This window comes from Winogradskyella sp. PC-19 (genome assembly GCF_002163855.1).
Lineage (GTDB): Bacteria > Bacteroidota > Bacteroidia > Flavobacteriales > Flavobacteriaceae > Winogradskyella.
The window spans coordinates 908888-935264 of the sequence record NZ_CP019332.1 but is presented as its reverse complement, the minus strand read 5'-3'; the positions used below and the strand labels follow the sequence as shown (position 1 = coordinate 935264).

Annotated in this window: 19 protein-coding genes; 2 read left to right on the top strand and 17 right to left on the bottom strand. The window is 34.2% G+C overall.

The window, feature by feature from the left end; genetic code table 11:
- Positions 1–4 precede the first annotated feature (4 nt).
- Positions 5–1336 (bottom strand): M28 family metallopeptidase, encoded by a 1332-nt coding sequence (locus BTO05_RS04335; protein WP_087491480.1) that lies wholly within the window; start codon positions 1334–1336, stop codon positions 5–7.
- 69 nt (positions 1337–1405) lie between these two features.
- The gene (locus BTO05_RS04330; protein ID WP_232459776.1) at positions 1406–2557 is read right to left on the bottom strand and encodes a DUF6265 family protein; all 1152 of its coding nucleotides are present in this window, start codon (positions 2555–2557) and stop codon (positions 1406–1408) included.
- A gap of 61 nt (positions 2558–2618) precedes the next feature.
- On the opposite strand from BTO05_RS04330, the gene BTO05_RS04325 reads away from it, so the two are divergent.
- A complete protein-coding gene (locus tag BTO05_RS04325; RefSeq protein WP_087491479.1) occupies positions 2619–3959 on the top strand; it encodes a M24 family metallopeptidase in 1341 nt (446 codons plus the stop codon).
- A gap of 6 nt (positions 3960–3965) precedes the next feature.
- On the opposite strand, the gene BTO05_RS14105 is transcribed toward BTO05_RS04325, so the two are convergent.
- The 10 genes from BTO05_RS14105 to BTO05_RS04275 form a co-directional block, all read right to left on the bottom strand.
- On the bottom strand, positions 3966–5144 hold the full coding sequence (locus tag BTO05_RS14105) for a nuclear transport factor 2 family protein (RefSeq protein ID WP_198295259.1): 1179 nt from the start codon (positions 5142–5144) through the stop codon (positions 3966–3968).
- A gap of 136 nt (positions 5145–5280) precedes the next feature.
- Positions 5281–7092 carry an acyl-CoA dehydrogenase family protein gene (locus BTO05_RS04315; RefSeq protein ID WP_087491478.1) on the bottom strand — a complete coding sequence of 604 codons (1812 nt, stop codon included), beginning with the start codon at positions 7090–7092 and terminating at the stop codon, positions 5281–5283.
- A 32-nt stretch (positions 7093–7124) separates the two neighbouring features.
- Positions 7125–8318 (bottom strand): acetyl-CoA C-acyltransferase, encoded by a 1194-nt coding sequence (locus BTO05_RS04310; protein WP_087491477.1) that lies wholly within the window; start codon positions 8316–8318, stop codon positions 7125–7127.
- A gap of 7 nt (positions 8319–8325) precedes the next feature.
- Entirely contained in the window at positions 8326–10734 is a 2409-nt protein-coding gene (locus BTO05_RS04305) for a 3-hydroxyacyl-CoA dehydrogenase/enoyl-CoA hydratase family protein (RefSeq protein WP_087491476.1), read from the bottom strand.
- Entirely contained in the window at positions 10734–11189 is a 456-nt protein-coding gene (locus BTO05_RS04300) for a MarR family winged helix-turn-helix transcriptional regulator (protein WP_087491475.1), read from the bottom strand. The genes BTO05_RS04305 and BTO05_RS04300 overlap by 1 nt, the downstream gene beginning before the upstream one ends.
- A gap of 166 nt (positions 11190–11355) precedes the next feature.
- Positions 11356–13131 carry an AMP-dependent synthetase/ligase gene (locus tag BTO05_RS04295; RefSeq protein ID WP_087491474.1) on the bottom strand — a complete coding sequence of 592 codons (1776 nt, stop codon included), beginning with the start codon at positions 13129–13131 and terminating at the stop codon, positions 11356–11358.
- A gap of 99 nt (positions 13132–13230) precedes the next feature.
- Positions 13231–16893, bottom strand: coding sequence for a phosphoribosylformylglycinamidine synthase (gene purL / locus BTO05_RS04290; RefSeq protein ID WP_087491473.1), 3663 nt, complete (start codon positions 16891–16893; stop codon positions 13231–13233).
- Between the two features lie 119 nt (positions 16894–17012).
- Entirely contained in the window at positions 17013–17495 is a 483-nt protein-coding gene (locus BTO05_RS04285; RefSeq protein ID WP_157662536.1) for a hypothetical protein, read from the bottom strand.
- Between the two features lie 72 nt (positions 17496–17567).
- Positions 17568–18566 (bottom strand): endonuclease, encoded by a 999-nt coding sequence (locus BTO05_RS04280; RefSeq protein ID WP_087491471.1) that lies wholly within the window; start codon positions 18564–18566, stop codon positions 17568–17570.
- Between the two features lie 5 nt (positions 18567–18571).
- The gene (locus tag BTO05_RS04275) at positions 18572–19783 is read right to left on the bottom strand and encodes an RsmB/NOP family class I SAM-dependent RNA methyltransferase (protein WP_087491470.1); all 1212 of its coding nucleotides are present in this window, start codon (positions 19781–19783) and stop codon (positions 18572–18574) included.
- Between the two features lie 179 nt (positions 19784–19962).
- On the opposite strand from BTO05_RS04275, the gene BTO05_RS04270 reads away from it, so the two are divergent.
- Positions 19963–21045: a WD40/YVTN/BNR-like repeat-containing protein gene (locus tag BTO05_RS04270; RefSeq protein ID WP_087491469.1), complete on the top strand. Its 1083-nt coding sequence runs from the start codon at positions 19963–19965 to the stop codon at positions 21043–21045.
- A 26-nt stretch (positions 21046–21071) separates the two neighbouring features.
- On the opposite strand, the gene BTO05_RS04265 is transcribed toward BTO05_RS04270, so the two are convergent.
- The 5 genes from BTO05_RS04265 to BTO05_RS04245 form a co-directional block, all read right to left on the bottom strand.
- Positions 21072–21509 (bottom strand): sensor of ECF-type sigma factor, encoded by a 438-nt coding sequence (locus BTO05_RS04265; RefSeq protein ID WP_157662535.1) that lies wholly within the window; start codon positions 21507–21509, stop codon positions 21072–21074.
- 7 nt (positions 21510–21516) lie between these two features.
- Positions 21517–22017 carry a hypothetical protein gene (locus tag BTO05_RS04260; protein ID WP_087491467.1) on the bottom strand — a complete coding sequence of 167 codons (501 nt, stop codon included), beginning with the start codon at positions 22015–22017 and terminating at the stop codon, positions 21517–21519.
- A 103-nt stretch (positions 22018–22120) separates the two neighbouring features.
- Positions 22121–22663 carry an RNA polymerase sigma factor gene (locus BTO05_RS04255; RefSeq protein WP_087491466.1) on the bottom strand — a complete coding sequence of 181 codons (543 nt, stop codon included), beginning with the start codon at positions 22661–22663 and terminating at the stop codon, positions 22121–22123.
- 106 nt (positions 22664–22769) lie between these two features.
- Complete coding sequence (locus tag BTO05_RS04250; protein WP_087491465.1) at positions 22770–24596, bottom strand: ABC transporter ATP-binding protein; 1827 nt, start codon at positions 24594–24596, stop codon at positions 22770–22772.
- The gene (locus tag BTO05_RS04245) at positions 24597–26324 is read right to left on the bottom strand and encodes a phospho-sugar mutase (protein ID WP_198295258.1); all 1728 of its coding nucleotides are present in this window, start codon (positions 26322–26324) and stop codon (positions 24597–24599) included.
- Positions 26325–26377 lie beyond the last annotated feature (53 nt).

The window sequence follows — 26377 nt, the reverse complement described above, 5'->3', positions numbered from 1 at the left end:
ATGTTTATCTGATTATTTTACTTGGGAATGCTACTATACTTTCGTGCCCATCTTTACCAACTGCAGCTACACCAAAGAAAAAATTATCGACGACAATACCATCTAATGTAAATTGGTTGACATCACCAACAAAACGACTATTGTCCCAAGTTGGAGATGTAGTATCTCTCCAATAAATCTTATAACCCACAGCACCATCTACTTTTTCCCAACTAAATTTAGCTGATGGCTGAACGATACCGCCAATACCAACATTTTTTGGTGCTGGTGGAGCAGAAGCAATGCTTGCCAGATTAATAGCATTTACAGCAGTTATTTTTTTACAGTATGGAAAATTTACATGCTCAAAAGTGTCGCCGTAATTGATGCCGTTCTCGGTACGAATATCTTGATGCTGTTGCGTGTAATTTTCGTGAGCTTCCATAATACGAATACCTGCAAAACCAACATCATTAAAAGGTCTATGGTGTCCACCACGACCAAAACGGTCTAGACGGTATACCATCATTGGATTCATTTCAGGCATGTATGTTTTTACATTTTTATGAATATAACGGGCTAATTGACGCGAAATACCATCAACTTCTCCACCATAAAAACGTCTTGCGCGTCTTGCGCGTTCACTTTCATTAGCAGGAACAGGTTCTGAAAATATTCTGAACGTTCGATTATCAATAACGCCATCTACGCCTTTAATGTTTCCAATCATATCGTTATTTAATACACCAACAATATCCCAGTTGTTATCTTGAGCGTATTTAGCTAAACCTTGCCCACCAAATAAACCTTGTTCTTCACCCGAAAGTCCTACATAAATAATACTGCTTTCAAACTTATATTTGCTTAATACACGAGCTGCTTCAATTGCGCCAGCCATTCCTGTAGCATTGTCGTTTGCACCTGGCGAATCTGATGTATAGTCTGCAGGATTTGAGACACGCGAATCTATATCACCACTCATAATCACATATCGGTTGGGGTATTTTGTACCACGTTGAATGGCTACCACATTAACCACCATAACATCTTTAACGATACGCTGATTAGTGCCTTTTTTCACTAAATCTTGTTGGTAAAAAACCTCTAAGCAGTCGTTACAATCTTTTGAGATATTATCAAATTGTCCTTTTATCCAACGACGTGCTGCGCCAATACCTCTTGTTTCAGAAATTGTATCACTCAAGGTGTGTCTTGTTCCAAAATCTGCTAATGTCTTAACGTCACTTCGTAAGCGTTCTTCTGATACATCATCAATAATATCATAGATTTTTGGGTCGGTTTGGGATTGGCCGAAGGTAAAATTTAGTAATGCAATGGCTAAAATTATTTTTCTCATAAGTTGATGGTGTTTATTCGTTCTAAAAATAGGTCTTTAGTAAAGAAATAGTTTTTAAATATTTGTTAATTACTTTTTTTGGTCTTTGGATAATAATAAGGTCCCAAAAATATTAGCATCAATCCAACCTCGATTTTTATCATCACCGTGGACAGCAACTGATCCTATAAAATTTTCACGATTTTGACTTTTATCGTTATCACAATAGGCTAGTGCAAAACCTATATTTTTATTTGCGGTTAGTTTTACGGGTTTGTTTTTGGTATTGTCCTTATAACTGTCATCAAAAAGTGAAATTTTGACTTCCCATATAGAAGTATTACCAGTTGTAATTCGTTTCGAGTTAATATGAGAATTATAGAGTTTACCTTTTTGATCTGGTGACATATCTACGACGTTACCATCTAAAGCAATATGATAAGCAAACGCATTATGATTGTACTGATGGTTTCCACCACTATTATCTTCATCAATAAATATTTCTAGGCAGTCATCGTTCCACCAAGTTTTTAATGGGTCTTTTTCGTTGTCAATTAAAATATCATCTTTTATTTCAGCCAACAAATACAGTGCATCAGACGTCCAAGCTAATTTATAACGTCCTTGAAAATCTTGTGGTGTATATAAATCTCCTAGCCATAGTTGATTAATGGGTAACCATTCTGAAGTGTTCCAAATATCTTCATTGGCGACGCCATCAATTATTGGATTTATCCTTGCCTGTTTTACTTTAATAAGTTGTTTTAGAGGCTTTTTAATTTTCTTTTTATAGTTAAATTTTACTATCTCTGTTTGTCCGTTTTCTTTTATGTCTACATAGACATTCATTTCAGTATTAGATACACGCTCAAAGCTCATACCTTCAAAAACTACTTTATTTTCTGTAATTTCTATGAGTGGAAAATCTACTGTTTCATCTTTGGTTTCCCAGCCTTTTAAATCTGCTCCAAAATGTTTAAGTTGGAGTATAAGCGAGTTTTCTATCTCACGAATAATTTCAATTTCGTAGAATGTTACTTTACCATCATTAATAAGTTTAAAGGTTGCCATCATTGAGCCACCAGAAGGTTCACTCCAAATTTCTTCGGTTATACCACCAAAAGCTTCACCATGCCATGTGCCAGAAATCCAAGCGATGTTTTCTAGTTTTGGTTCTAATGTTTTGTTCTGAGCATAAAAGCAAATAGAAAAGAGAAGTGTGAAAATTGAAATGTACTTCATTTGTATTTAATTATTTTTTCTTTTAATGTGTATCTTCGTCAAGATACTATAAAGTTAAAAAATGAAACGATTTTATCCATTATTACTTCTTATTACCATCTTAATTATTGGTTGTACAGATTCAAAAATATCTTCTAACTCTGAAGTTGCTGAAATTAACCCTGAAACGTATTGGGGTGAGAGTCCATGGCCAGAGATTAGAAAGGAGCGCATAAATACATTACTGCCTAATGCTTTAAAAAATGCGAATGTAGATGCATGGTTAACCATTTGTAGAGAAAATAATAATGATCCAATGGCAGACCATATCGGAGGCGAAAATGCTGGTGGTACTGCGGTATTTTTGTTCTATAACGATGCAGAAGGGTTTCACTCCAAAGTATTTTCACCATCTGGTGAAGCCACAGCTTTAGATGATTTAGATATCCATGATGAGGTGGTTTCTGTTGAACGTGGTACGTCTGCTGTAAAAATGGCTGTCGATTTTATTAAGAAAAAAGATTTTAAGGCTATTGCTGTAAATTCCTCTGATAGCAATTCTGTTGCTGATGGTTTATCATTTACGCAACGTCAAAATTTAGAAGATTTTCTTGGCGAAGATACCGACCGTTTGGTGCCATCAACAGATGTTGTTTACGAATGGTTGTCCATAAAACTACCAGCAGAAGTTAAAATTTTAAAGAAAGCAGCACAACTTACTGCCGATTGGCAAATTGAAGCTTATAAACAAGTTGTTCCAGGTAAGTCAACAGACGCTGATATTGCTAAGTTTTTAAAACAAAAAATGACTGAATATGGTGTCAAAGATGGTTGGGCACCAGACCAAAATCCTAATGTAAATTCTGGTGAAGACCGTGGGCATTCGCACGCTACAGATAAAGTGATTATGCCTGGCGATGTGATACAAATAGATTTTGGTATAAAGGTTTATGACCGTTGGGTAAGCGATATACAACGTTTTGCTTATGTATTAGAAGATGGCGAAACTAAAGCACCAGATGATATTTTACATTATTGGGAAAGCGGTAAAGCAGGAAATCGTGCAGCGTTAACTGCTATGAAACCTGGCGTAAAAGGTGTAGATGTCGATAGAGTACAACGTGTATTGATGGAAAAAGCAGGTTCTGATTATGTGATGTGGAGTACAGGACATCCTGTAGGTTATGTGGCGCACGATGTTGGTCCTAATCTTGGAGGCTCACAAACCTCACATGTAAGACCAGCTTCAGAGAAGCTAATTAAAGAAGGTATGACCTTTGCTTTTGATGGTTTCCATGCTTGGAAATTAGACAACGGTGGTGTGAAAACCATTTCGGTAGAGGAGATGGCAGTTGTAAAAAAAGATGGTGCAGAATATTTAATTGCACCACAAAAGGATTTGATTTTGATTGGTTCTAAGTAACAGAAATTAGTTTATAAAAGTCACCTTGCTAATCAAACCATTTTCGACCTCATAAACGGCAACTGCTTTAAAGGTGCTGCCATTGGCAGTCACTAATTCATGGTCAATGACTTTATTGCCCGTAACGATACGGTATAATATTTTGCAATGTAAATCAGGTGTGCTCTCAAAAAAGCCTTTGTAAGAGTTTTTCATAGCTTCTTGACCTTCAGAACGTAATTCATTCGGAAAGTTATAGAGCTTAATGTCTTTGGTGTAAGTGGTCATAAATGCATCAATATCTCTTGCGTTATAAGCGTCTAATTGTTTTTGTACAATAACTTCTGGTGATACTTCTGATACTAAAGCGAGCATCGTGCCAATTTCATTTGTGGTAATACGCGTTATATTCTGGATATTATCATCTTCAAAATCTTTAAGAATCGAAAACCGAGAATCTTTTTCTGGATTAAATTTGTAGATTCTATTCGCTGTTGGAATTAAAATACTACCATCAATAAGCCAGCACATGTCTTCGACATCTGGTACTGTTTGGATAATTGTTTTTATCTCACCCGTTAATGGATCTAAAGATTTTATAAGCCATTTATCATCTTCTTTTGAGATAAAGCTTACTAATTTAGAATTTGGGATTTTATGAAACGAGCGCCCTACATTAGTGGCATATTTTCGGCTTTTTTGAGTTTTGATATCTGTTACAAATAGATTTAAGCCATCATCTACTATTACTGCCGAAACTACAGTGTTACTATCATACCATGTGTAATAGGCTACAACTAAGTCTTTTATTAGTTCAGTATATTCTCTTGTTTTAAAATTATAACGATATAAGCGTTGTTTACCATCATTATCTAATCGTACAGCAGATACATCTTTTGAATTTGGAATTTTTACAGGAGAATACTCACCACCATTTGGTGTACTATTTATAAAGCTTGAAACTTTATCTCTTATGTTATACTTGGCAATATCTGTCTGATTATTTCTTGTAGAAACATAGGTTAAGATATTATCGTTATAAAAACTAGGTTGGTTATCGTAACCTTCGTTGTTTGACACATTGCGTTGATTGATTAAGGATAATTCGCCATCCGTATTTTTAATATCAAAAAGATGAACTTCTGTGTTTTGGGCTAGAGTAGTAGTAATAACAAAAAATGAGAGTATTAGTAATCTGAATTTCATATTGCAAGTAATTTGAAATCTAAATATACGGAAATATAAAAGCCGATTTGTATTTAAACAAATCGGCTTTTAAAAATCTAATTTAAACTTAACCACTTCAATCTGTCGGCAATTAATCCTTCAGAACAAAATTTTATTAAAAGCAATACTTGTTTTCTGCTTTTACTTTTTCAGCAATCTCGTTACGTAAATCAACGATATCTGGATAGTTTGTATACTTCGTAAAACGTTTAAGTCCCATCAACATCATACGTTGCTCGTCGCCTTCTGCAAAAGAAATAATACTTTCTTTTCCTTTATCTTCAATGATATTTACAGCATTGTATAAATATAATTTAGACATAGCAATTTGTACGGATTGTTCTTTTTCGCTTGTACGTTTGGCATTTTTCTCAGTTCTTAAAATTGTAGATTCTGCCATATATATTTCGATTAAGATATCAGAAGCAGCAATTAATAATTGTTGATGTTTCTCCATTTCTGGACCAAATTTTTGAACCGCAGCACCTGCAACCATTAAAAATACTTTTTTAAGTTTCGCAATCATTGCTTTTTCTTCTGAGAATAACTCTGAATAGTCTGGCGTTTCAAAAGAAGGAATACCCATCAGTTCACTTTGTACAGCTTGTGCAGGACCTAATAAATCTACATGACCTTTCATTGCTTTCTTCACTAACATACCAACAGAAAGCATTCTATTAATTTCGTTAGTTCCTTCGTAGATACGTGCTATACGCGCATCTCTCCAAGCAGCTTCCATAGGTGTTTCTTCAGAGAATCCCATACCACCAAAAATTTGGATACCTTCGTCAGCACAATTCTGTACGTCTTCTGATACGGCTACTTTTAAGATGGAACATTCAATAGCATATTCCTCAACGCCTTTAAGTTCTGCTTCTTGGTGAGTATTACCAGCAGCTTCACGTAAAGCGATACGGTCTTCAATATTTTTAGCAGCACGATACGTTGCAGATTCACCAGCATAGGCGTCTGTTGCCATTTTGGCTAATTTCATTTTAATAGCACCAAAATCAGCGATAGGTGTTTTAAATTGTTTTCTTTCCGTAGCATATTCTACACCAGTAGTGATTATACGTCTTTGAGAATCTAAACACGCAGCCGCTAATTTAATACGTCCAACATTTAAAGCATTCATTGCAATTTTAAAACCTTCGCCACGACCTGCTAACATATTTTCTACAGGTACAACAGTATCGTTAAAGAATACTTGACGTGTAGAACTTGCTCTAATACCTAATTTGTGTTCTTCTTCTCCTAAAGTAATTCCGTTTGGATTATCTCCATCATATTCAACGATGAAACCAGTAATATTTTTGTCATCTTCTATACGAGCAAAAACTATCATCACACTACAGAAACCTGCATTGGATATCCACATTTTCTGTCCGTTAATTTTATAAGACTTTCCATCTGCAGTTAACTCAGCAGTTGTCTTACCAGAATTAGCATCCGAACCTGCACCCGGTTCAGTTAAACAATAAGCACCAAACTGCTCACCAGAAGCCAATTTAGGTACGTATTTTTGTTTTTGAGCTTCAGTTCCATATAATGTTATTGGCATAGTGCCAATTCCTGTATGCGCTCCAAAAGCAGTACTAAAAGAACCTGTTCCAGAAGAAATATAATCACAGGTTAAGCAGGTAGAAACAAATCCCATTCCTAATCCACCATAAGCTTCAGGAACTGCTACACCTAAGAATCCTAATTCTCCGGCTTTGCGCATAACTTCTTCAGTTAATGCATAATCTTTAGCTTCAAATCTTGGTTTGTGTGCAATGATTTCACGCTCGTTGAATTCCATCACCGCTTCTTTCATCATATTCTGTTCTTCTGAAAAATCTTCAGGAGTAAATACGTCTTCGCATTTTGTTTCTTTTACTAAGAACTGTCCGCCTCTTAGTAATTCTTTTTCTTGAGTTGCTTCCATAACTACTATATAATCTTAATTTCTTTACTTTCTTAATTTAAAAATTCAAATAGGCCACAAGCACCTTGACCAGTACCTACACACATGGTAACTGCACCATATTTACCTTGCATATTTTGTTTACGCATTTCGTCAAATAATTGCACTGACAATTTAGCGCCAGTACATCCTAGTGGATGACCAAGAGCAATTGCGCCACCATTAACGTTAATGATATCCAGATTTAAGTCTAATTCTCTAATAACAGCAAGAGATTGAGAAGCGAAGGCTTCATTCAATTCAATTAATGATAAATCATCTTGTTTTAGACCAGCTTGTTTCAGTGCTTTGGGAATAGCTTTTACTGGACCAATACCCATAATACGAGGTTCAACACCTGCAGCAGCATAGTTTACCATACGTGCAACTGGCTCTAAGTTTAACTCCTTAACCATGTCTTCGCTCATAACCATTACGAATGCTGCACCATCACTCATTTGTGATGAGTTACCTGCAGTAACACTTCCGCCAGCTGCAAAAACAGCCCTTAGTTTAGCTAATGCTTCTTTACTGGTCCCTTTTCTTGGACCTTCGTCTTTAGTTACGGTATATGATTTTGTCGCTTTCTTTCCGTTCGCATCAATGTAAGTTTGTTCAACATTTATTGGTACAATTTGGTCTTGAAAACGGTTTTCGGCTTGTGCGCGTAACGCTTTCATGTGTGATTTGTATGCAAACTCATCTTGGTCTTCACGAGATACATTGAATTGATTTGCAACTGCTTCAGCAGTATTACCCATTCCCCAATAATAATCTTCGTTACCAGTTTTTACAATAGCATCGTAATTCAATTCTGGTTTAAAACCTGTCATTGGAACGCTACTCATACTTTCTGCACCACCAGCGATGATACAATCTGCCATGCCAGCTTGTATTTTTGCTGTAGCCATACCGATTGTTTCAACTCCAGAAGAGCAAAAACGGTTTACGGTTACACCAGGAACATCAATAACTTCTAATCCCATTAAAGAGATTAAACGCGCCATATTTAATCCTTGAGAACCTTCTGGCATTGCATTACCAACAATAACATCGTCAATACGTTTTGGATCTAAATTTGGTAGCTCTTTCATCATATGTTTGATGGTTTCTGCTGCCAACTCATCTGTTCTTTTAAAACGGAACACGCCTTTTGGTGCTTTACCAACTGCGGTTCTATATGCTTTCACTATATATGCTGTTTTCATCTTTTTCTTAGTTTCTTAAAGGTTTACCTTTTGTTAGCATGTGTTGGATTCTCTCTAATGTTTTACGTTCTGTACATAAACTCAAGAAAGCTTCTCTTTCAATATCCAATAGGTATTGTTCAGATACTCTAGTTGGTTCAGACAAATCTCCTCCAGCCATTACATAACCTAATTTATTTGCAATTTTACGGTCGTGTTCGCTAATGTATTTACTGTCTTGCATAGAATCTGTACCAACCATAAACATACTTAGTGCTTGCTTTCCTAATACTAAAACATCATTTCGTTTTACTGGTTGCGTGTATCCAGCATCAGCCATTAGTTTTGCGTGTGCCTTTGCTGTTGCTATTTGACGGTCTTTATTAACCACAACAAAATCTTTTCCTTGTTGCATTAAACCTAAATCAAAAGCTTCGTATGCAGAGGTAGACACTTTAGCCATACCAATAGTTAGGAAGTATTCTTGCAGTGTATTTAATTGAACATCACCTTTTCTGAAAGTGTCTGATGCTCTTAAGGCCATTTCCTTAGAGCCTCCACCACCAGGAATCACACCAACACCAAACTCTACAAGTCCCATGTAAGTTTCTGCTGCAGCAACAATTTTATCTGCGTGTAATGAAATTTCGCAACCACCACCAAGTGCCATACCGTGAGGTGCAGAAATTGTTGGTATTGAAGAATAACGCATACGCATCATTGTGTCTTGGAAGTATTTGATAGCCATATTAAGCTCGTCATATTCTTGCTCTGCAGCCATCATGAATATCATTCCGATGTTTGCGCCAACTGAGAAATTTGGACCTTGATTACCTACGATTAATCCAGCAAAATCTTTTTCTGCTAAATCAATACCTTTATTAATACCTGCTAGAACATCACCACCAATAGTATTCATCTTAGATTGGAATTCTACATTAAGAATACCATCACCTAAATCTTGAATTGAAACTCCAGAATTACTAAATACTTCTGTTGTTTTTCTAATATTATCTAAAATTATAAACGCATCCTGTCCAGGAACTTTTTCTTGTTCTTTCTTTGGAATATCATAGAAGTATGTTGCACCGTCTTTGATAGAGTAGAAGCTATCGCTTCCAGATTCTAGCATATCTGCAACCCAATCAGCAGGTTTTAAACCTTCGGCTTGCATCATTTCAATTCCTTTTTCAACACCAATGGCGTCCCAAATTTGGAAAGGACCATGTTCCCAACCAAATCCAGCTTTCATAGCATCATCAATTTTATATAATTCATCTGATATTTCAGGAATACGGTTAGATACGTAAGCAAATAATGCCGAAAAACTTTTTCTATAGAATTCTCCTGCTTTATCTTTTCCTTTTACCAATACTTTGAAACGGTCTGCAACTTTATCAATAGTTTTAGTCAATTCTAACGTTGCAAATTTTGCACGTTTCTTTTCTCTATATTCTAAAGTGTTTAAATCAAGACTTAAAATTTCTTTTTTACCATCTGCAGAAACATTTTTTTTGTAAAAACCTTGCCCAGTTTTACTTCCTAACCATTTATTTTCCATCATAGTATTGATGAAATCTGGAAGTTTGAAAAGCTCTAAGCGTTCGTCATCTTTACAATTGTCTGCAATACCATTAGCCACATGAACTAACGTATCTAAACCAACGACATCAACTGTTCTAAAAGTTGCTGATTTTGGACGACCAATTACTGGGCCAGATAATTTATCAACTTCTTCGATGGTTAAATCAATTTCCTTTACGGTATGGAATAAACTCATGATTGAGAAAATACCAACACGGTTTCCAATAAATGCAGGTGTATCTTTAGCAATTACAGATGTTTTTCCTAAGAATTGTTCTCCATATCCATTTAAGAATTTTAAAACCGAAGCATCTGTTTTTGGTCCTGGAATGATTTCGAATAATTTTAAGTAACGCGCAGGGTTAAAGAAGTGTGTACCACAGAAGTGTTTCTGGAAATCTTCACTTCGTCCTTCATTCATAAACTTAATAGGAATACCAGAGGTATTTGATGTTATTAGTGTGCCTGGAGTTCTATGTTTCTCAAGTTTTTCAAAAACTTGTTGCTTGATATCTAATCTCTCAACAACAACTTCCATAATCCAATCGACATGAGCAACTTTTGCAATATCATCTTCTAAATTACCAGTGGTAATTCGTTTTGCGAAAGACTGTTTATAAATAGGAGAAGGTTTTGACTTCAAAGACGCTGTTAGAGCATCGTTTACTAACCTGTTTCTGACTATTTTGTCTTCAAGAGTTAAGCCTTTGGCTTTTTCTTTGTCGTTTAATTCTCTTGGTACAATGTCTAATAACAAGACATCAACACCAATATTGGCAAAATGACAAGCAATACCGCTACCCATTATACCAGAGCCAATAATTGCTATTTTATTAATTCTACGTTTACTCATTATTTTAGAATTGTTTCTTTTTGATTGTATATTTTTTTATTTGAAATCATGCGATTGATAACCTCTGCGACTTTGTAGAAGCCTAATAACTCTTCTTCAGAAGCATTTTCTCTTATTGCATTATTGAATGTCAAAACGCGATCACGAGAATAGTTTCGTTTTTCTTTACCGAAATCGGTTAAATGGATTAGTACACCACGACCATCTTCGGGATTTGGTTTACGTACGATGAGACCTTTTTCTTCCATAGTCTTAAGTGTTCGTGAAAGGCTAGTTGCTTCCATACCCATTTTAGGACCTAAAGAAGTAGAAGGTGTTCCTTCTTCTGGATCTATACTTAACAAAGCAAAGCCTGTAGCCATGGTAACACCAAATTGCGCAGCTTCTTCGTTATACATTTTATTGATAGCCAACCAAGTTGTTCTCAATACATAGTCTATAGTTTTGTCTTTCAAACTCAAACGTTTTCGTGTTAGGGAAACAAATATAATAAAAAATACTATGCACGCATAGTATATGTGAATAAATTATGCACGCATAGTATTTTTTATCTTCTAGTAAATAAGAAGAACAAAAAAACCTGCTATAAGAGCAGGTTTGTATTATTATTTTCTGTGTAAGTTAAGGTCTATAAATTTTTTCATAGAGATGATTATACATCTCTTTAATCACGTTTCTTTTCATTTTCATAGTCGGTGTTAATTCACCGTTATCAATAGACCAAACAGTAGGTGTGAGCTCAAAACGTTTTATTTGTTCCCATTTCCCAAAGTTTTTATTGTATTTATCGACTTCTTTTTGAATGCGTTTTATTACAATTTCTGAAGATGCAATCTCACTTTCAGATGTACCAATTTCGTGACCTTTATGTTCTATCCAGTCTTTTATAAACTCAAAGTTAGGCTGAATGATTGCACCCGGCATTTTTTCGCCTTCACCGACAACCATAACTTGTTCTATAAATAAAGATTGTTTAAGGTCATTTTCTAGAAGTGTCGGAATGACATATTTTCCTCCAGAAGTTTTAAACATTTCTTTTTTACGTCCAGTAATTTTTAAGAATCCGTCATGGGTGATTTCTCCTTTATCTCCAGTATGAAAATAATCGTCAGTCATTACTGAAGCCGTTTTTTCAGGGTCTTTATAATAACCCATCATTACATTTGGCCCTTTTATTAAAAGTTCTCCGTCATCTGCAATTTTAACTTCAACATCTGGTATTGGTTTACCTACAGTACCTACTTGGTACATATTGTCCTTGTATAATCCTACGGAAACGACAGGTGAGGTTTCTGTTAGCCCATAACCTTCCATGACTCTCATGCCAGCTGCTCCAAAGACTCTAGCTAATCGTGGTTGAAGCGCTGCACTTCCGGATACCATAGTGTATAGATTTCCGCCTAAAGCGTCTCTCCATTTACTAAAGATAAGTTTGTTTGCTATCTTTAATTTAAATTCATAAAAAGCACCATTGGCGCCGTAAGGTTCCCATTTTTCACCTAGTCTTACAGCCCAAAAGAATAATGCTTTTTTTATACCAGTTAGGTCTTCGCCTTTAAGCATTATTTTGTCAAAAACCTTTTCAAGTAGTCTAGGTACAACACTCATAAGGTTAGGTTTTATTTCTTTAGCGTTGTCGCCGATTTTATCTAAAGCTTCAGCAAAATAAATTGATGTACCAGCATACTGGTATACATAAATTAGGACACGCTCAAAAATGTGGCAAATAGGCAAAAAGCTTAATACACGTGTTCCTCCAGTTTCTGGAAGAGGTACTCTAGGTGAACTTGCTAATACATTACTTGTAATATTCCAGTGGCTCAACATAACACCTTTTGGTTTTCCTGTAGTACCAGAAGTATAAATGATAGTTGCTAAATCTTCAGATTTAACTTTATCTTTACGGGCTTCAACCTCAGATTGGTTACTGTCGTCTTTTCCAAGTTCAAATAATTCTGAGTAATGCTTACACCCATCGATTTGGTTAAAAGAATATACTTCTTTAAGCTGAGTTTTTGCTTTTATTTTATTTACTTTTTCTAATACTTCGGCATCAGATACAAAGCAATATGTAGATTCACTATGATTTAAGACATATTCATAATCTTCTGCACAAATAGTAGGATAAATTGGTACATTGGTAGCACCAACTTGTAATGTACCTATATCCATGATATTCCATTCGGTACGATTTGTTGAAGAAATTAAGGCAATTTTATCACCTTTTTGAACTCCCATTCTCAAAAGTGCACGACTTATCGCATTTGCCTTATCTAAATATTCTTGTGTAGACATAGGTGTCCATTTTCCATCATATTTAGTTACCAAGGCGCTATCATTTGGATTATGCTTTAATTGGTGGTACGGAAAATCAAAAAGTCGTTTTATTTCTGTCATAGTCAAAATTCAATTATAGGAAAGCAATATTACGAAAATATGAAAATTAACATTAGTATTTTGAATGATTAAAAATGAGAATGAGTTTTTAACAAATATTTATTGCTTTTCAATCCATAGTCTTGCATTTACAAACGCCTCTAGCCAAGGTGACACTTTATCATTTCTGTCGGTTGGATAGTTCGCCCAATTCCATGGAAACGTAGAACGCTCAATGTGTGGCATAGTTACTAAGTGACGACCTGTTTTATCACACAACATCGCTGTATTAAAGTCCGAGCCATTTGGGTTGTGTGGATAGGCTTCATAAGCATATTTAGCAACGATATCATACTTGTCTTCTGAATATGGTAAGCTAAATTTACCTTCACCGTGAGAAATCCAAACACCCAATGTAGTGCCTGTTAAAGTTGAAAGCATTATAGAATTGTTTTCTTGAACCTCTACAGATGTAAATGCGCTTTCGTGTTTACCAGAATTATTGTACGTCATTTTTCCGTGTAGATCATGGTCTGGATTAATAAGGTCTAGTTCCATCCATAATTGACAGCCATTACAGATACCTACAGATAAGGTATCTTCTCTTTTAAAGAAGTTTTTTAGTGCTTTGTTTGCTTTTTCATTGTATTTAAAAGCACCTGCCCAACCTTTTGCCGAACCTAAAACGTCAGAATTAGAGAATCCGCCAACAGCACCTATGAATTGAATGTCTTCTAAAGTTTCACGACCAGATATTAAATCTGTCATGTGTACATCTTTTACATCAAAACCAGCTAAATACATCGCATTTGCCATTTCTCGTTCTGAGTTACTTCCTTTTTCGCGGATAATAGCAGCTTTCGGTTTGTTTGTATTGTTTTTGTAATCTTCTAAAACGCCTGTAAATTTTTCAGGAAACGTATAAGCTAATGGCTGATTTTTATAATTTTTAAAACGGTCTTTTGCTAAACCATTTGCCGTTTGTTTTTGGTCTAGTAAATATGAAGTCTTGTACCACATATCTCTTAATCTAGAAACAGTCATGGTAAAAACATCGTTTTGGTTAATCACGCTTAGCGTGTCACTTTTAGTAACTTTTCCAATATTATGGAAGTCTATATTAGCTGCAGATAATTCAGCTTCAATACTGTTGTCTGAGGATTGGAACACTATTCCAGAATTTTCAGCAAATAATACTTTAATAGAATCTTTTTGTTGCAATGCAGTTAAGTCTAGTTCTGCACCCAAATTATTTTCAGCAAAACATAGTTCTAACAAAGTTGTTATTAAACCACCAGAAGCAACATCATGTCCTGCAACAATTTTCTTAGTTTTTATTAGTTTCTGTGTTGTGTTAAAGACAGTTTTTACGTAAGCTGCGCTTTTTACACTTGGCGTATTACTGCCAATTTTATTGTTGATTTGAGCGAATGAACTTCCTCCTAGTTTAAAATTGTCTTGAGATATGTTGATGTAATAAATATCTCCTTTTCCATGCTGAAAAACGGGCTCAATCACATTTGTAATATCATTACAATTTGCAGCAGCAGAAATAATAACCGTACCAGGAGAAATCACATCGCCATCTGGGTATTTTTGCTTCATTGATAATGAATCTTTACCAGTCGGTACGTTAATACCCAAATCGATAGAGAATTCTGAAATGGCTTTTACTGCTTCATATAATCTAGCATCTTCACCTTCATTTTTACAAGGCCACATCCAGTTTGCAGATAATGAAACACTTTTTAAATTATCTTTTAGTGGTGCCCAAATGATGTTGGTTAATGCTTCAGTAATACTATTACGACTTCCTGCAATAGGGTCAATTAAACCAGAAATAGGCGAGTGTCCAATTGAGGTAGCAATACCTTCTTTACCATTATAATCCAGTGCCATAACACCAACGTTATTTAGTGGTAATTGTAATGCGCCAACACATTGTTGCTTGGCAACTTTTCCGCCAACACAACGGTCAACTTTATTAGTCAGCCAGTCTTTACATGCTACAGCTTCAAGCTGAAGCACTTGGTCTAGGTAGTCGTAAATATCATCTGGATTGTATGAAATTCCTCCATAATTACGTTCAACAGTTTTGTCAGTCATTATAGTTTTTGGAGAACTCCCAAACATGTCTTCTAAAGCCAAATCCATTGGCGAATTACCATTTGTTTTAGACTTGAATGTAAACCTATGGTCACCAGTAACTTCACCAACATCGTATATTGGCGAGCGTTCTCTGTCTGCTATTTTGTGTAATGTATCGAGGTGTTTATCAGCAATAACTAATCCCATACGTTCTTGAGATTCGTTGCCAATAATTTCTTTATCTGATAATGTAGGGTCACCAACAGGTAGTTTGTCTAAGTCTATTTTCCCACCAGTATCTTCAACTAATTCCGATAGGCAATTTAAATGTCCACCAGCACCATGGTCATGAATAGAAACTATAAAATTCTCTTCGCTTTCAACCATACCACGAACTGCATTAGCTGCACGTTTTTGCATCTCTGGGTTAGAGCGTTGCACAGCGTTTAATTCAATTCCTGAAGAAAACTCACCAGTATCTGCCGATGAAACGGCTGCGCCACCCATACCAATACGATAATTTTCACCACCAAGAATGACGATTTTATCACCAGTTTCTGGGGTGTCTTTTAAAGCTTGGTCAGCTTTTCCGTAACCAATACCACCAGCTTGCATGATAACTTTGTCGTAACCTAACTTTCTGTCATTTTGTTCATGTTCAAAAGTTAAGACTGAACCACAAATAAGCGGTTGCCCAAATTTGTTTCCAAAGTCTGAAGCTCCGTTTGATGCTTTAATTAAAATATCAATAGGTGTTTGATAAAGCCATTTACGAGCCTCAAATTTTTGTTCCCAAGGTCTGTCTTGCTCTAATCGCGAATATGAAGTCATATAAACCGCTGTGCCTGCCAAAGGTAGAGACCCTTTTCCGCCAGCAAGTCTGTCTCTAATTTCTCCACCAGAACCTGTGGCTGCACCGTTAAAAGGTTCTACAGTTGTTGGAAAATTATGTGTTTCGGCTTTTAGGGAAATTACAGAATCGTAATCTTCAGTTGTATAAAAATCTGGAACATCGGCACGTTTTGGTGCAAATTGCTCCACTTTTGGCCCTTTTATAAACGCTACGTTATCCTTATATGCTGAAACAATATCGTTAGGATTTTGTTTCGAAGTTTCTTTGATTAACTTAAAAAGCGATGTTGGTTTTTCTTCATCATCGATAACAAATGTGCCGTTAAAAATTTTATGGCGACAGTGCTCAGAATTTACTTGAGAAAATCCAAAAACTTCAGAGTCTGTTAATGGACGTCCTATTTTCTTTGATACATCTTCTAAGTACGCAACTTCTTCTTCACTTAATGATAAACCTTCTTGTTGGTTGTATACTGAAATATCTTCAATATTTAAAATGGCTTCTGGCTGAATTTCTATTGTAAAAATATCTTGAGTTAAACTATTATATTTTTCAGAAATCATTGGGTCAAAGTCTGAAAAGTCTGAATCTATAGCTTTAAATTCTTCAATACGGATTATATCAGAAACTCCCATGTTTTGAGTGATTTCGACAGCATTTGTACTCCAAGGCGTAATCATTGCTGCTCGTGGTCCAACAAAAAAAGCATCGATTGATGCTTGTTCTATTTTTGGTTGGTCGCCAAATAGCCATACTAATTTTGAGATGGTTTCTGTTGATAATTCTTTTGTTGCTTGAACAGCAAATACGTTACTGTTTTGGTTTCCGAAGAAATGAATCATTATGTGAATTTTGTTGAGTTATGAAGGTGTAAATTTAGTTTTTTTAAGTCTATTAAAAGCAAATTATTCCATCGAAAATTTAGAGTTATTCACGGGTTATTAAAACTTGTAAATGACTATTAATTGATAAGCCTGAAACTATTAAGAATGTCTTTGCCAACAGAGGTATTATTATCGTACATGTAAATTGTGATTTCGTATGCTAATTGTTTTTTTGGGTTGATGGCAGCAATAACATAAACTAGGTTATCTTCACCATCATAATAATCATGGGCAATAGCATAATGTGCATTTTTAATATTTGGAACGATTCCTCCATAAGTTACTTTCTTTAAGCCTAAGCCTTTGGCGGTATTGACGGCACCATTTTTTTGAGATTTTATAAAGCTTTCTAGTTGTTCACTTATGTTAAAGACCTCAATATCTACTGATAAATTCTCATCTTCGGACTCGTAGCCTAATACTGTTACTGCTTCAGTTTCATATTTGTAAACGTCATTAGGTACAGTAAGTGAGATACCGTATTCTTTTGAAAAAACAGTTTTTTGAGCATTTAAATTTATAGTTAATAAAAAAAGAAATGAGAATAAAATTGATTTCATGATTTGATTATTAGTGTATTCAAAAATAGGCATAAAAAAAGCGACTTTATGAGTCGCTTTTAAAATGATAAATTATTGTTTTATTAATTTCTTTGTAACTATGCCATTGTCTGTTTTTAGTCTTAATAAGTATACACCTTTTTTTAGGTTAGCAATATTAAGCTTTTTTTGATTTGATGTTAAATTTTGCTTTTTGACTTTTTTTCCAAGCACATCATAAACTTCTGCTATAATCGCTTTGTTAGAAAGTATTGTAACTTCATTTCCTTGAACAGGATTTGGGTATACTTTGATTTTCTCTTGCTCAAAATCTTCTGTTGATAAAACTGTCCATCTGTTTTGTGCTGGTGTGCCTCCCCAAATTAAAGTTGCTAAATAAGGATTATCTACAAATGGATTTCTATTTCCTTGTGCTCCGCTTATAACTGTATTTCTGTTATCTTCTATTCCGTTATCAACTACTGGGTCAGCGGCGTTCCATTCTAAAAATAAAGCAAGCGAACCCACATCAGTAAATGGTTCATTATACCTAAGATTAACGTACATTATTATTCTAGCAACATCTCCACGCCAGTCATTACCTGGAAAAAACTCGTTATTTGATGAGAAATAGTTTCCTGAGCCATCTCTAAAAGGATCATTACCTCTTAACGAATTAACACTTATGATACAAGCACGTAACAAGTGTAAATCAGCTTCTGCAGTTCCAGAGCCTAGTAAAGAACGTGGATATACATGCTCTGTATTGTAAGTCTGAGGTGTGTTAGGATTATTACCTGATAACCATTGGTCGTCTGGTTGAACGTCACCACTGTAAATAAGAGTTACATTATTTGGATCATTAGATGAAGTGTCTGCGTCATATAAAAAATTATGTCTTTGCCCATATGTTAAGAAGGTTGAGTGACTTCCTATAATGATAGTTGCTAATTCATCATATAAGTCTGAATTTGATGCGGAATATTCTATATTACTACTGTCGTAGTAAGTAGATAAATTTGCAGGAGGAACAACTGTTTGGCTAAAAACACCAGTTGCTAATAATAAAAAGAGTTGGTAAATGTGTTTCATAAGAATTAATTTTTTTCCAGTAAGGCCATGTAAAAACCATCAAAGCCAGATTTGTGGGCTAATATTTTTTTGTCTTTTACAAGTTTAAAATTCTTTCCATTTTCCGAAGTTAAGAATTTTTCAACTTGTTTTTCATTTTCAGATGGTAAAATTGAGCAGGTAGCATATACCATTTTACCGCCATCTTTTACCATTTTAGAGTATTGTTCTAAAACCTCTTCTTGAGTTTTTTTAATATTCTCAATAAATTCAGGTTGTAATTTCCATTTAGCATCTGGATTACGTCTTAAAACGCCTAAGCCAGAACATGGTGCGTCAATTAATAATCTGTCTGCTTTGCCATGTAATTTCTTAACAGGTTTTGTGTTTTCAATTGCCTTTAACTCAATATTATGAACACCGTTTCTACGTGCTCGTATTTTAAGTTTCTTTAATTTACTCTCGTAAATATCCATAGCAATGATTTGTCCTTTATTTTCCATTAAAGACGCCAAATGCAATGTTTTACCACCAGCACCTGCACAAACATCCACAACTTTCATGCCCGGCTTTACGTCTAGAAAATCTGCAACCAATTGTGAAGAAGCGTCTTGTACTTCGAACCAACCATTTTTAAAAGCTTCAGTCTTAAAAACATTTGCACGTTCTACTAATTTTAAAGCAGATGGATGATTTGGTAAAAACTCGGTTTCAATATCTTCAGAGGCCAATTTGGCTTGCAAATCTTTTTTATTTGTCTTTAAAGTATTAACCCTAAGAATAACATCGGCTTGCTGGTTTTGCATAGCTATTTCTGCAGTCCATAATTTTTCACCAAGTTCTTCAAGTCCTAAGTTATCCATCCAATCAGGTACAGATTCTCTTAGTTTTCTTGTTTTAGAAAGCTCGTCAAAACGTCCTTTGATTTTTCGTGTTGGTGTATCTGTAAAATATTTCCAATCGGGAAGTGTAATACCTCTTAATGTAGCCCAAACAGCAAAAATCCGCCATAAATTATCTCTATGAAAAGGCTCCTTAACATCAGCAATTTCTGCATATAATCTTTTATATCTAACGATTTGGTACACCGTTTCTGCTACAAAACCGCGATCACGACTTCCCCAGCGCTTATCGCGTTTCAAAAGTTTTTGAACCACTTTGTCGGCATATTCACCTTCATTAAAGATTAGGTGTAAGCCATCAATTACTGCAAAGCATAAGTTTCTGTGTAGTCGCATAGTATAAAAAAATTCAGCGTGCAAAGTTAGTATTATTTAATGATTCTACTAATTAATTACTTTGTAATTAAACGTTTAATACTTCTATTTTTCTTTATTTATTGAACAGTAGAAAGATAAATAAATGAGTAATTAACTACGATTTTAATTTTATTAATTTTATCAAAAATTAAAAACCAATGCGAAACCTTATTTTAATATTTCTTGTGATTTGCCTCTTTTCTTGTCAAGAAGATTATAAGCGACCTGAGTTAATTTCAAAAATTGTTGTAGAAGACATAATGGTAGATTCTACATTAAGCGTTAGAGCCATAGATTTTAATGAGGAGTACTTGTTTTACGGAAGTGCTGACCATTTTGGTAAAAGAGCATTGAATAAAGAATTAAAAATCGACATCACTGATTTTAAAGTTAAAAATGGTAAAAATCATTTTAAATACGTTTACAAAGGTGATAGTTTACCTTTACACTTTAGAGCTGTAGAAGAAATTAATGGTCATCTATTTGCTTTATCAATTGCAAACCCAGCAAGACTTTATAAATTATCCAAAAAGGCAAAACGTGTTGAAATGGTTTATGAAGAACGTCACGACAAGGTTTTTTATGATGCAATTAAGTTTTGGAATGATAAAGAAGGTATCGCAATGGGTGATCCAACTGACGATTGTATAAGTATTATTATCACTAGAGATTCTGGTGAATCATGGCAAAAATTATCATGCGATATTTTGCCGAAATCCGTTGAAGGTGAAGCCGCTTTTGCAGCAAGTGACACAAACATTGCCATTGTAGGTGACGAAACTTGGATTGCTACTGGTGGAATGGCTAGCCGCATTTTGTACTCACCAAACAAAGGCAAAACATGGGAGATTTTTAATACTCCAATTGTGCAAGGTAAACCGACTACTGGCATATATTCTTTAGATTTTTATGATGTAAAAAATGGGTTTGCTATTGGTGGTGATTATACAGATGCTGATGGAAATATTGGAAACAAAATAAGAACAAATGATGGTGGGGAAACCTGGCAATTAGTTGCTGATGGAGAAAATCCTGGTTACCGTAGTTGCGTCCAATATGTGCCTAATAGTAATGCTAAAGAATTAGTTGCAGTTGGTTTTAAAGGTATTGACTACAGTAATGACGCTGGTCAATCTTGGACACATCTTAGTGATGAAGGTTTTTATGCTCTAAGATTTGTGAACGACTCTACTGCTTATACTGCAGGTCGAGGAAGAATTAGCAAACTACTGTTTAGATAAAAAAAGAAGCCAATTGGCTTCTTTTTTTAATCTCTTTTTCGTCTATCTCTTAATTTTTTTAATAGCTCTCTGTTAAATTCATCTTCGGCTCTTTTGAGACGAATAATTTTTTTTACAGGTATAACGCCTTTTAAATCTGAAATTAATTTAACCTTAGCTTTATGCATATTATTCTCAGCTTTAAGAAGTTTGTCTAATACTTTATTAGCTTCAGCGTCAGACATGTCAGGATTACGTCTTACAGATTGTTTAACATCTCTAAGATCTTTTGACCTAATATTATCTGTTGTGGTTTCAAAAGCATTATAAATTGGCCAAAATTTTTCAGCTTCATCTGCAGTTAAACTTAGTTTTTCAGTAATAAAAGCTACTTTTTGTGCTTTTATTCGTTCTTTCATTTGACCTCTTTGCGCAAAGCTTACTAAGCCAAAGAATAGTGATAGTATGAGTAGTATTTTTTTCATAATTATTTTATTCTATAATTGATTCTATATCTGTATTTTCTAATAGATAAGTTTCAAGATTTTCTTCAGTATAAATTGTTTCTGTAACAATAAAGTCGTCTTCTAAAAAATCTGTATCTGACATCATCTGAGCTAATTCGTAACTATTAATATCACTACTTTCAAAATACGATTCTACCATTTCTACAGATAACTCTTCAGTGGTCGAACCATTAAAAATAGCAAGCATCAGTAGGAGAGAAGCTGCAATTCCGGAAACGAAATACAATTGTTTTCTTGAAAATAGACGAACAACTTTAGTGTTACTTTCAGAAGTTACTTTATTAAGAATCTCTGTTTCAACAGATGCAAAATAATCTTTTGGTACTGTAAAACCAGGTGATGAAATGCCTTCCATTAATTTTTCTTCATTTAATCGTTGCATTAACTTTTCATCAAATGATTCAAAATAATCTTTTGGAGTTTTAAACCCAGTTGAATTGACGCTATGTAATTTATCTTCTTTCACTTTGTGCTGAACTTGTTTCAGTATCTTTTTCAGTATCTTTTTCTGTTTCTTTGACTATTAATTTTCTAAAAGGTTTAATTCTTCTTTATAAAATTTCTAAGAACTAATCAGAGGTTAAAAAGGTTTGAATTTTTTTTGCTGCTATATGATAGGAAGCTTTTAAAGCACCTTCGCTGGTTTCTAATACATTGGCAATATCTTTATATTTCATATCGTCAAAATAGCGCATATTAAATACTAATTGTTGTTTTTGCGGTAAAGTTGCAATAGCTTTCTGAAGTTTGATTTGAATATCATTACCTTCAAAGTAAATATCGGCTTGCAAATTATTTATGACGTTATTCTGAACTTCTTCGTTAGAGATTTTTAATCGTTTTGCATTTTTATTGATATGTGTAATCGATTCGTTTGTAGCTATTCGGTACATCCAAGAATAAAGCTTACTATCTCCTTTGAACTTATCTATACTTCGGAAAATTTTAATAAAAGTATTCTGAAGTACATCATCGGTATCGTCATGATTTATCACAATTTTACGAATATGCCAATAGAGCCTTTCTTTGTAAAGAGATAATAACTCTCTAAAAGCGGTTTCTTTAGTGTCATCGTTTTGTAAACGTGATATTAAATCTAATTCTTCTGTCAACAAATCTGTTATTTGAAACTTTGACTAAGGTAATTAGAAATGGTTTAATTTGAATTAGTAAAAAGCAATAAGTTTAGATTTTTCGCTATGTTCTAAATGACATTAATTATTCAAAACTCTGCATCTCAACAAGTTTTTTGTAGACACCATCTTTTGCTAAAAGTTCGGTATGTGTACCTTGTTCGGCTATTTGACCTTTTGACATTACAACAATCTGATCTGCATTTTGAATAGTAGATAAGCGATGTGCAATAACAATTGATGTTCTGTTTTTCATCATGTTTTCTAAAGCTACTTGTACTAAACGTTCACTCTCAGTATCTAGAGCTGAGGTAGCCTCATCCAAAATCATAATCGGTGGATTTTTTAAAACTGCACGTGCAATACTAAGACGCTGCTTTTGTCCACCAGAAATCTTAGTTCCACCATCACCAATATTAAAATTTAAGCCACCTTTTAAATCTTTAACAAACTCCCAAGCATTAGCTATTTTTAAAGCTTCAATAACGTCGTCATCAGATGCATCTTCTTTTCCAATAAGGATATTATTTTTTACAGTATCGTTGAATAGAATTGAGTCTTGAGTAACTAATCCCATTAATCCGCGAAGTGAGGATTTTTTCAAATCACGAATATCATTACCATCGATAGAAATATCACCTTGATTAACATCGTAAAAACGTGTCACCAAGTTAGCAATGGTACTTTTTCCGCTACCTGACTGTCCAACAAGTGCAACACTTTTTCCTTTTGGGACTTTTAGTGTGAAATCCTTTAAAACTAAATCGTCTTCATATTTAAAAGAGATGTTATTAATACCAATTTCGGAATTAAAGTCGTCTTTGGACTTAGCATTATTTTTATCTTTTATTGGAGATTCAGTATTTAAAATCTCTAAAACTCGTTCTGCTGCAGCATTACCTTTTTTAACACTGTAACTAGCTTTACTAATTGCTTTTGCAGGTGTTAAGATGTTGTAGGCAAGTCCCATAAATACGATGAACTGTTTGCCGTCTAATGTGCCATCAACTAAAACCATACGACCACCAAACCAAAGTAAAACACCAATAACACCGATTCCTAAAAATTCGCTTGTTGGTTTTGCTAGATTTGTTCGGTTTAATAATGAATTTGAAAATTTAAAAAAACGATTTGTAGAATTTTGAAACTTTGATGCAAAATTATTTTCAGAATTATAACTTTTTATAACCTTAAGTCCGCCTAAAGTCTCTTCCAAAATAGATAAAAAAGTGCCTTGTTCCTTTTGAACTTTATCGGATTTACGTTTAAGACTTTTGCCAATCAGTGAGATGATAAATCCCGAAATTGGAATAAAAATAAACACAAATATTGTCAGCTTTACACTAATTGTAAGCATGAAAAGAATTGTGAATATTATAGTTAACGGTTCTCTAAATATCAATTCTAAAATTGAAAGAAAAGAGTGTTGAATTTCTAATACATCAGTCCCAAAACGAGCTAAAATATCACCTTTACGCTTTTCAGAATAAAATGAAACTGGAAGCTCTAATGTTTTGTCATATAAGTCGTTACGTAAATCTTTAAGAACACCATTACGTAAAAACGTAATAAAATACATCGCTAAATAGTTGAAAAGATTCTTTAAAAAGAAAACACTTAATATGAGTACTATAACAAAAATTAACGCTTTAGAAGCATCAGACCCAGCTATATCTGTAATGTAATAATTAAGGCTATTACTGAAATAATTCCCAAACTCTGTAAAACCTTCATAAACTGGTTTTGATGTTGGCTTTTCGGCTTCAGGATTAAATAAAACCTCTAATAATGGCATTAATACCATAAAGGATAGTCCCGAAAATAAAGCGTAAAAAATATTACATATAACGTTTAGTACCGCGTATGTTTTGTAAGGCAGCGCAAAGCGTATGATTTGTTTAAAATAGTTCATCTAAATATTCATGTCTTTTAGAATAGCATCAATCTTAGATTCCAACAATTGCTCCGTTTTATCAAAATCAGACACATTGTCTAGTTCTGTATTTACACTGATGTAAAATTTTATTTTTGGTTCTGTTCCGCTAGGTCTTAAAGCTATTTTACTTCCATTTTCGGTATAATATATCAAGACATTAGACTCAGGAATATCTAGCTTAGAACTTTCATGTGTTTGAAGATTTTTTGCAACTGATAATTTGTAATCTTCGATTAGGACAACTTTTTCGCCGTTGACTTCTTTTAAAGGATTTTCTCTAGCATCAACCATCATCTGTTTGATTTCATTGGCACCTTCAATACCTTTTTTTGTTAATGAAATTAAACGCTCTTTATAAAAGCCATGCTTTGTGTAAAGTTTGATTAATTCCTCATAAAATGAACTACTATTTGCTTTTGCTTGTGCAGCGATTTCACAAGCTAATAATGTCGACGTAACGGCATCTTTGTCACGTACAAAATCACCAACCATAAAACCAAAACTTTCTTCACCACCACCTACAAAATCGAGTTCTGGGAAGTCTTTAATCATTTTTGCAATCCATTTAAAACCAGTCAATCCAATTTTGCATTCTGTGTTATATGAATCCGCTAAAACACTCATCATTGGTGTTGAAACTATTGTAGAGCCAATAAACTCTTTCCCTTTTAATTTACCTTTATTCTGCCATTGTTTTAAAAGGAACTCTGTCATTACAATCATGGTTTGGTTACCATTGAGTAATGTAATTTTACCTTCTGAGTTTTTTACTGCAATACCAACGCGGTCACTATCTGGGTCAGTACCAATAACTATATCTCCATTAACTTTCTCTGCTAATTCCATAGCCATTTTAAGAGCAGCAGGTTCTTCTGGGTTTGGTGAATCAACTGTTGGGAAATCACCATTCGGTTCTGCTTGTTCTTGTACAATATGAACATTGTTATATCCTGCACGTTTTAGAGTCTCAGGAATCGAAACAATTGACGTACCGTGTAAAGAAGTAAAAACAATATTTAAATTGTTTCGAGCTTCTGCTGATGTATCAAAGCTTCCATTTTTTACAGATGCATTTATGAATACATCATCGACATCTTCACCAATGTATTTTATTAAATCTGCATTTGATTCAAATTTTATTTCAGAATAATCAAGACTATTTATTTCAGAAATGATTTCAGCATCTTGAGGAGGCACCAATTGTCCGCCATCTTGCCAATACACTTTGTAACCGTTGTATTCTGGTGGATTATGTGATGCAGTCAATACAATACCGCAATGGCAATCTAAATGTTTTAAAGCAAAAGATAGCTCTGGAGTAGGGCGTAAGTCTTCAAATAAGAAAACTTGTATGCCATTAGCCGAAAACACATCTGCAACTACTTTTCCGAAGACTTTACTGTTGTGTCTACAATCATATGCAATTGCAACTTTTACTTGTTCGTCAGGAAACGATTGCTTTAAATAATTACTAAGACCTTGTGTGTTTTTGCCGAGTGTATATTTGTTGATACGGTTGTTACCAACACCCATAACACCTCGCATACCACCAGTTCCGAATTCTAAATTTTTATAAAAACTTTCTTTAAGTTCTTTTGGGTTACCAGCAACCATATGGTTTACTTTCTCCTGAGTTTCTTTGTCAAAAGTTGGTGTTAACCATTCGTTTACTTTTTTTAAAATTTCTGGTTCTATATGCAACATAGTCTATTAATTATTGGTACAAAAGTACATAATTAGAATAATGGGTAATAAGA

What these genes read in the sequence shown, in the direction of transcription:
- BTO05_RS04335 (WP_087491480.1), bottom strand. Translation starts at nt 1,336, where the DNA reads ATGAGAAAAATAATTTTAGCCATTGCATTACTAAATTTTACCTTCGGC.
- BTO05_RS04330 (WP_232459776.1), bottom strand. Translation starts at nt 2,557, where the DNA reads ATGAAGTACATTTCAATTTTCACACTTCTCTTTTCTATTTGCTTTTAT.
- BTO05_RS04325 (WP_087491479.1), top strand. Translation starts at nt 2,619, where the DNA reads ATGAAACGATTTTATCCATTATTACTTCTTATTACCATCTTAATTATT.
- BTO05_RS14105 (WP_198295259.1), bottom strand. Translation starts at nt 5,144, where the DNA reads ATGAAATTCAGATTACTAATACTCTCATTTTTTGTTATTACTACTACT.
- BTO05_RS04315 (WP_087491478.1), bottom strand. Translation starts at nt 7,092, where the DNA reads ATGGAAGCAACTCAAGAAAAAGAATTACTAAGAGGCGGACAGTTCTTA.
- BTO05_RS04310 (WP_087491477.1), bottom strand. Translation starts at nt 8,318, where the DNA reads ATGAAAACAGCATATATAGTGAAAGCATATAGAACCGCAGTTGGTAAA.
- BTO05_RS04305 (WP_087491476.1), bottom strand. Translation starts at nt 10,734, where the DNA reads ATGAGTAAACGTAGAATTAATAAAATAGCAATTATTGGCTCTGGTATA.
- BTO05_RS04295 (WP_087491474.1), bottom strand. Translation starts at nt 13,131, where the DNA reads ATGACAGAAATAAAACGACTTTTTGATTTTCCGTACCACCAATTAAAG.
- purL (WP_087491473.1), bottom strand. Translation starts at nt 16,893, where the DNA reads ATGATTCATTTCTTCGGAAACCAAAACAGTAACGTATTTGCTGTTCAA.
- BTO05_RS04285 (WP_157662536.1), bottom strand. Translation starts at nt 17,495, where the DNA reads ATGAAATCAATTTTATTCTCATTTCTTTTTTTATTAACTATAAATTTA.
- BTO05_RS04280 (WP_087491471.1), bottom strand. Translation starts at nt 18,566, where the DNA reads ATGAAACACATTTACCAACTCTTTTTATTATTAGCAACTGGTGTTTTT.
- BTO05_RS04275 (WP_087491470.1), bottom strand. Translation starts at nt 19,783, where the DNA reads ATGCGACTACACAGAAACTTATGCTTTGCAGTAATTGATGGCTTACAC.
- BTO05_RS04270 (WP_087491469.1), top strand. Translation starts at nt 19,963, where the DNA reads ATGCGAAACCTTATTTTAATATTTCTTGTGATTTGCCTCTTTTCTTGT.
- BTO05_RS04265 (WP_157662535.1), bottom strand. Translation starts at nt 21,509, where the DNA reads ATGAAAAAAATACTACTCATACTATCACTATTCTTTGGCTTAGTAAGC.
- BTO05_RS04250 (WP_087491465.1), bottom strand. Translation starts at nt 24,596, where the DNA reads ATGAACTATTTTAAACAAATCATACGCTTTGCGCTGCCTTACAAAACA.
- BTO05_RS04245 (WP_198295258.1), bottom strand. Translation starts at nt 26,324, where the DNA reads ATGTTGCATATAGAACCAGAAATTTTAAAAAAAGTAAACGAATGGTTA.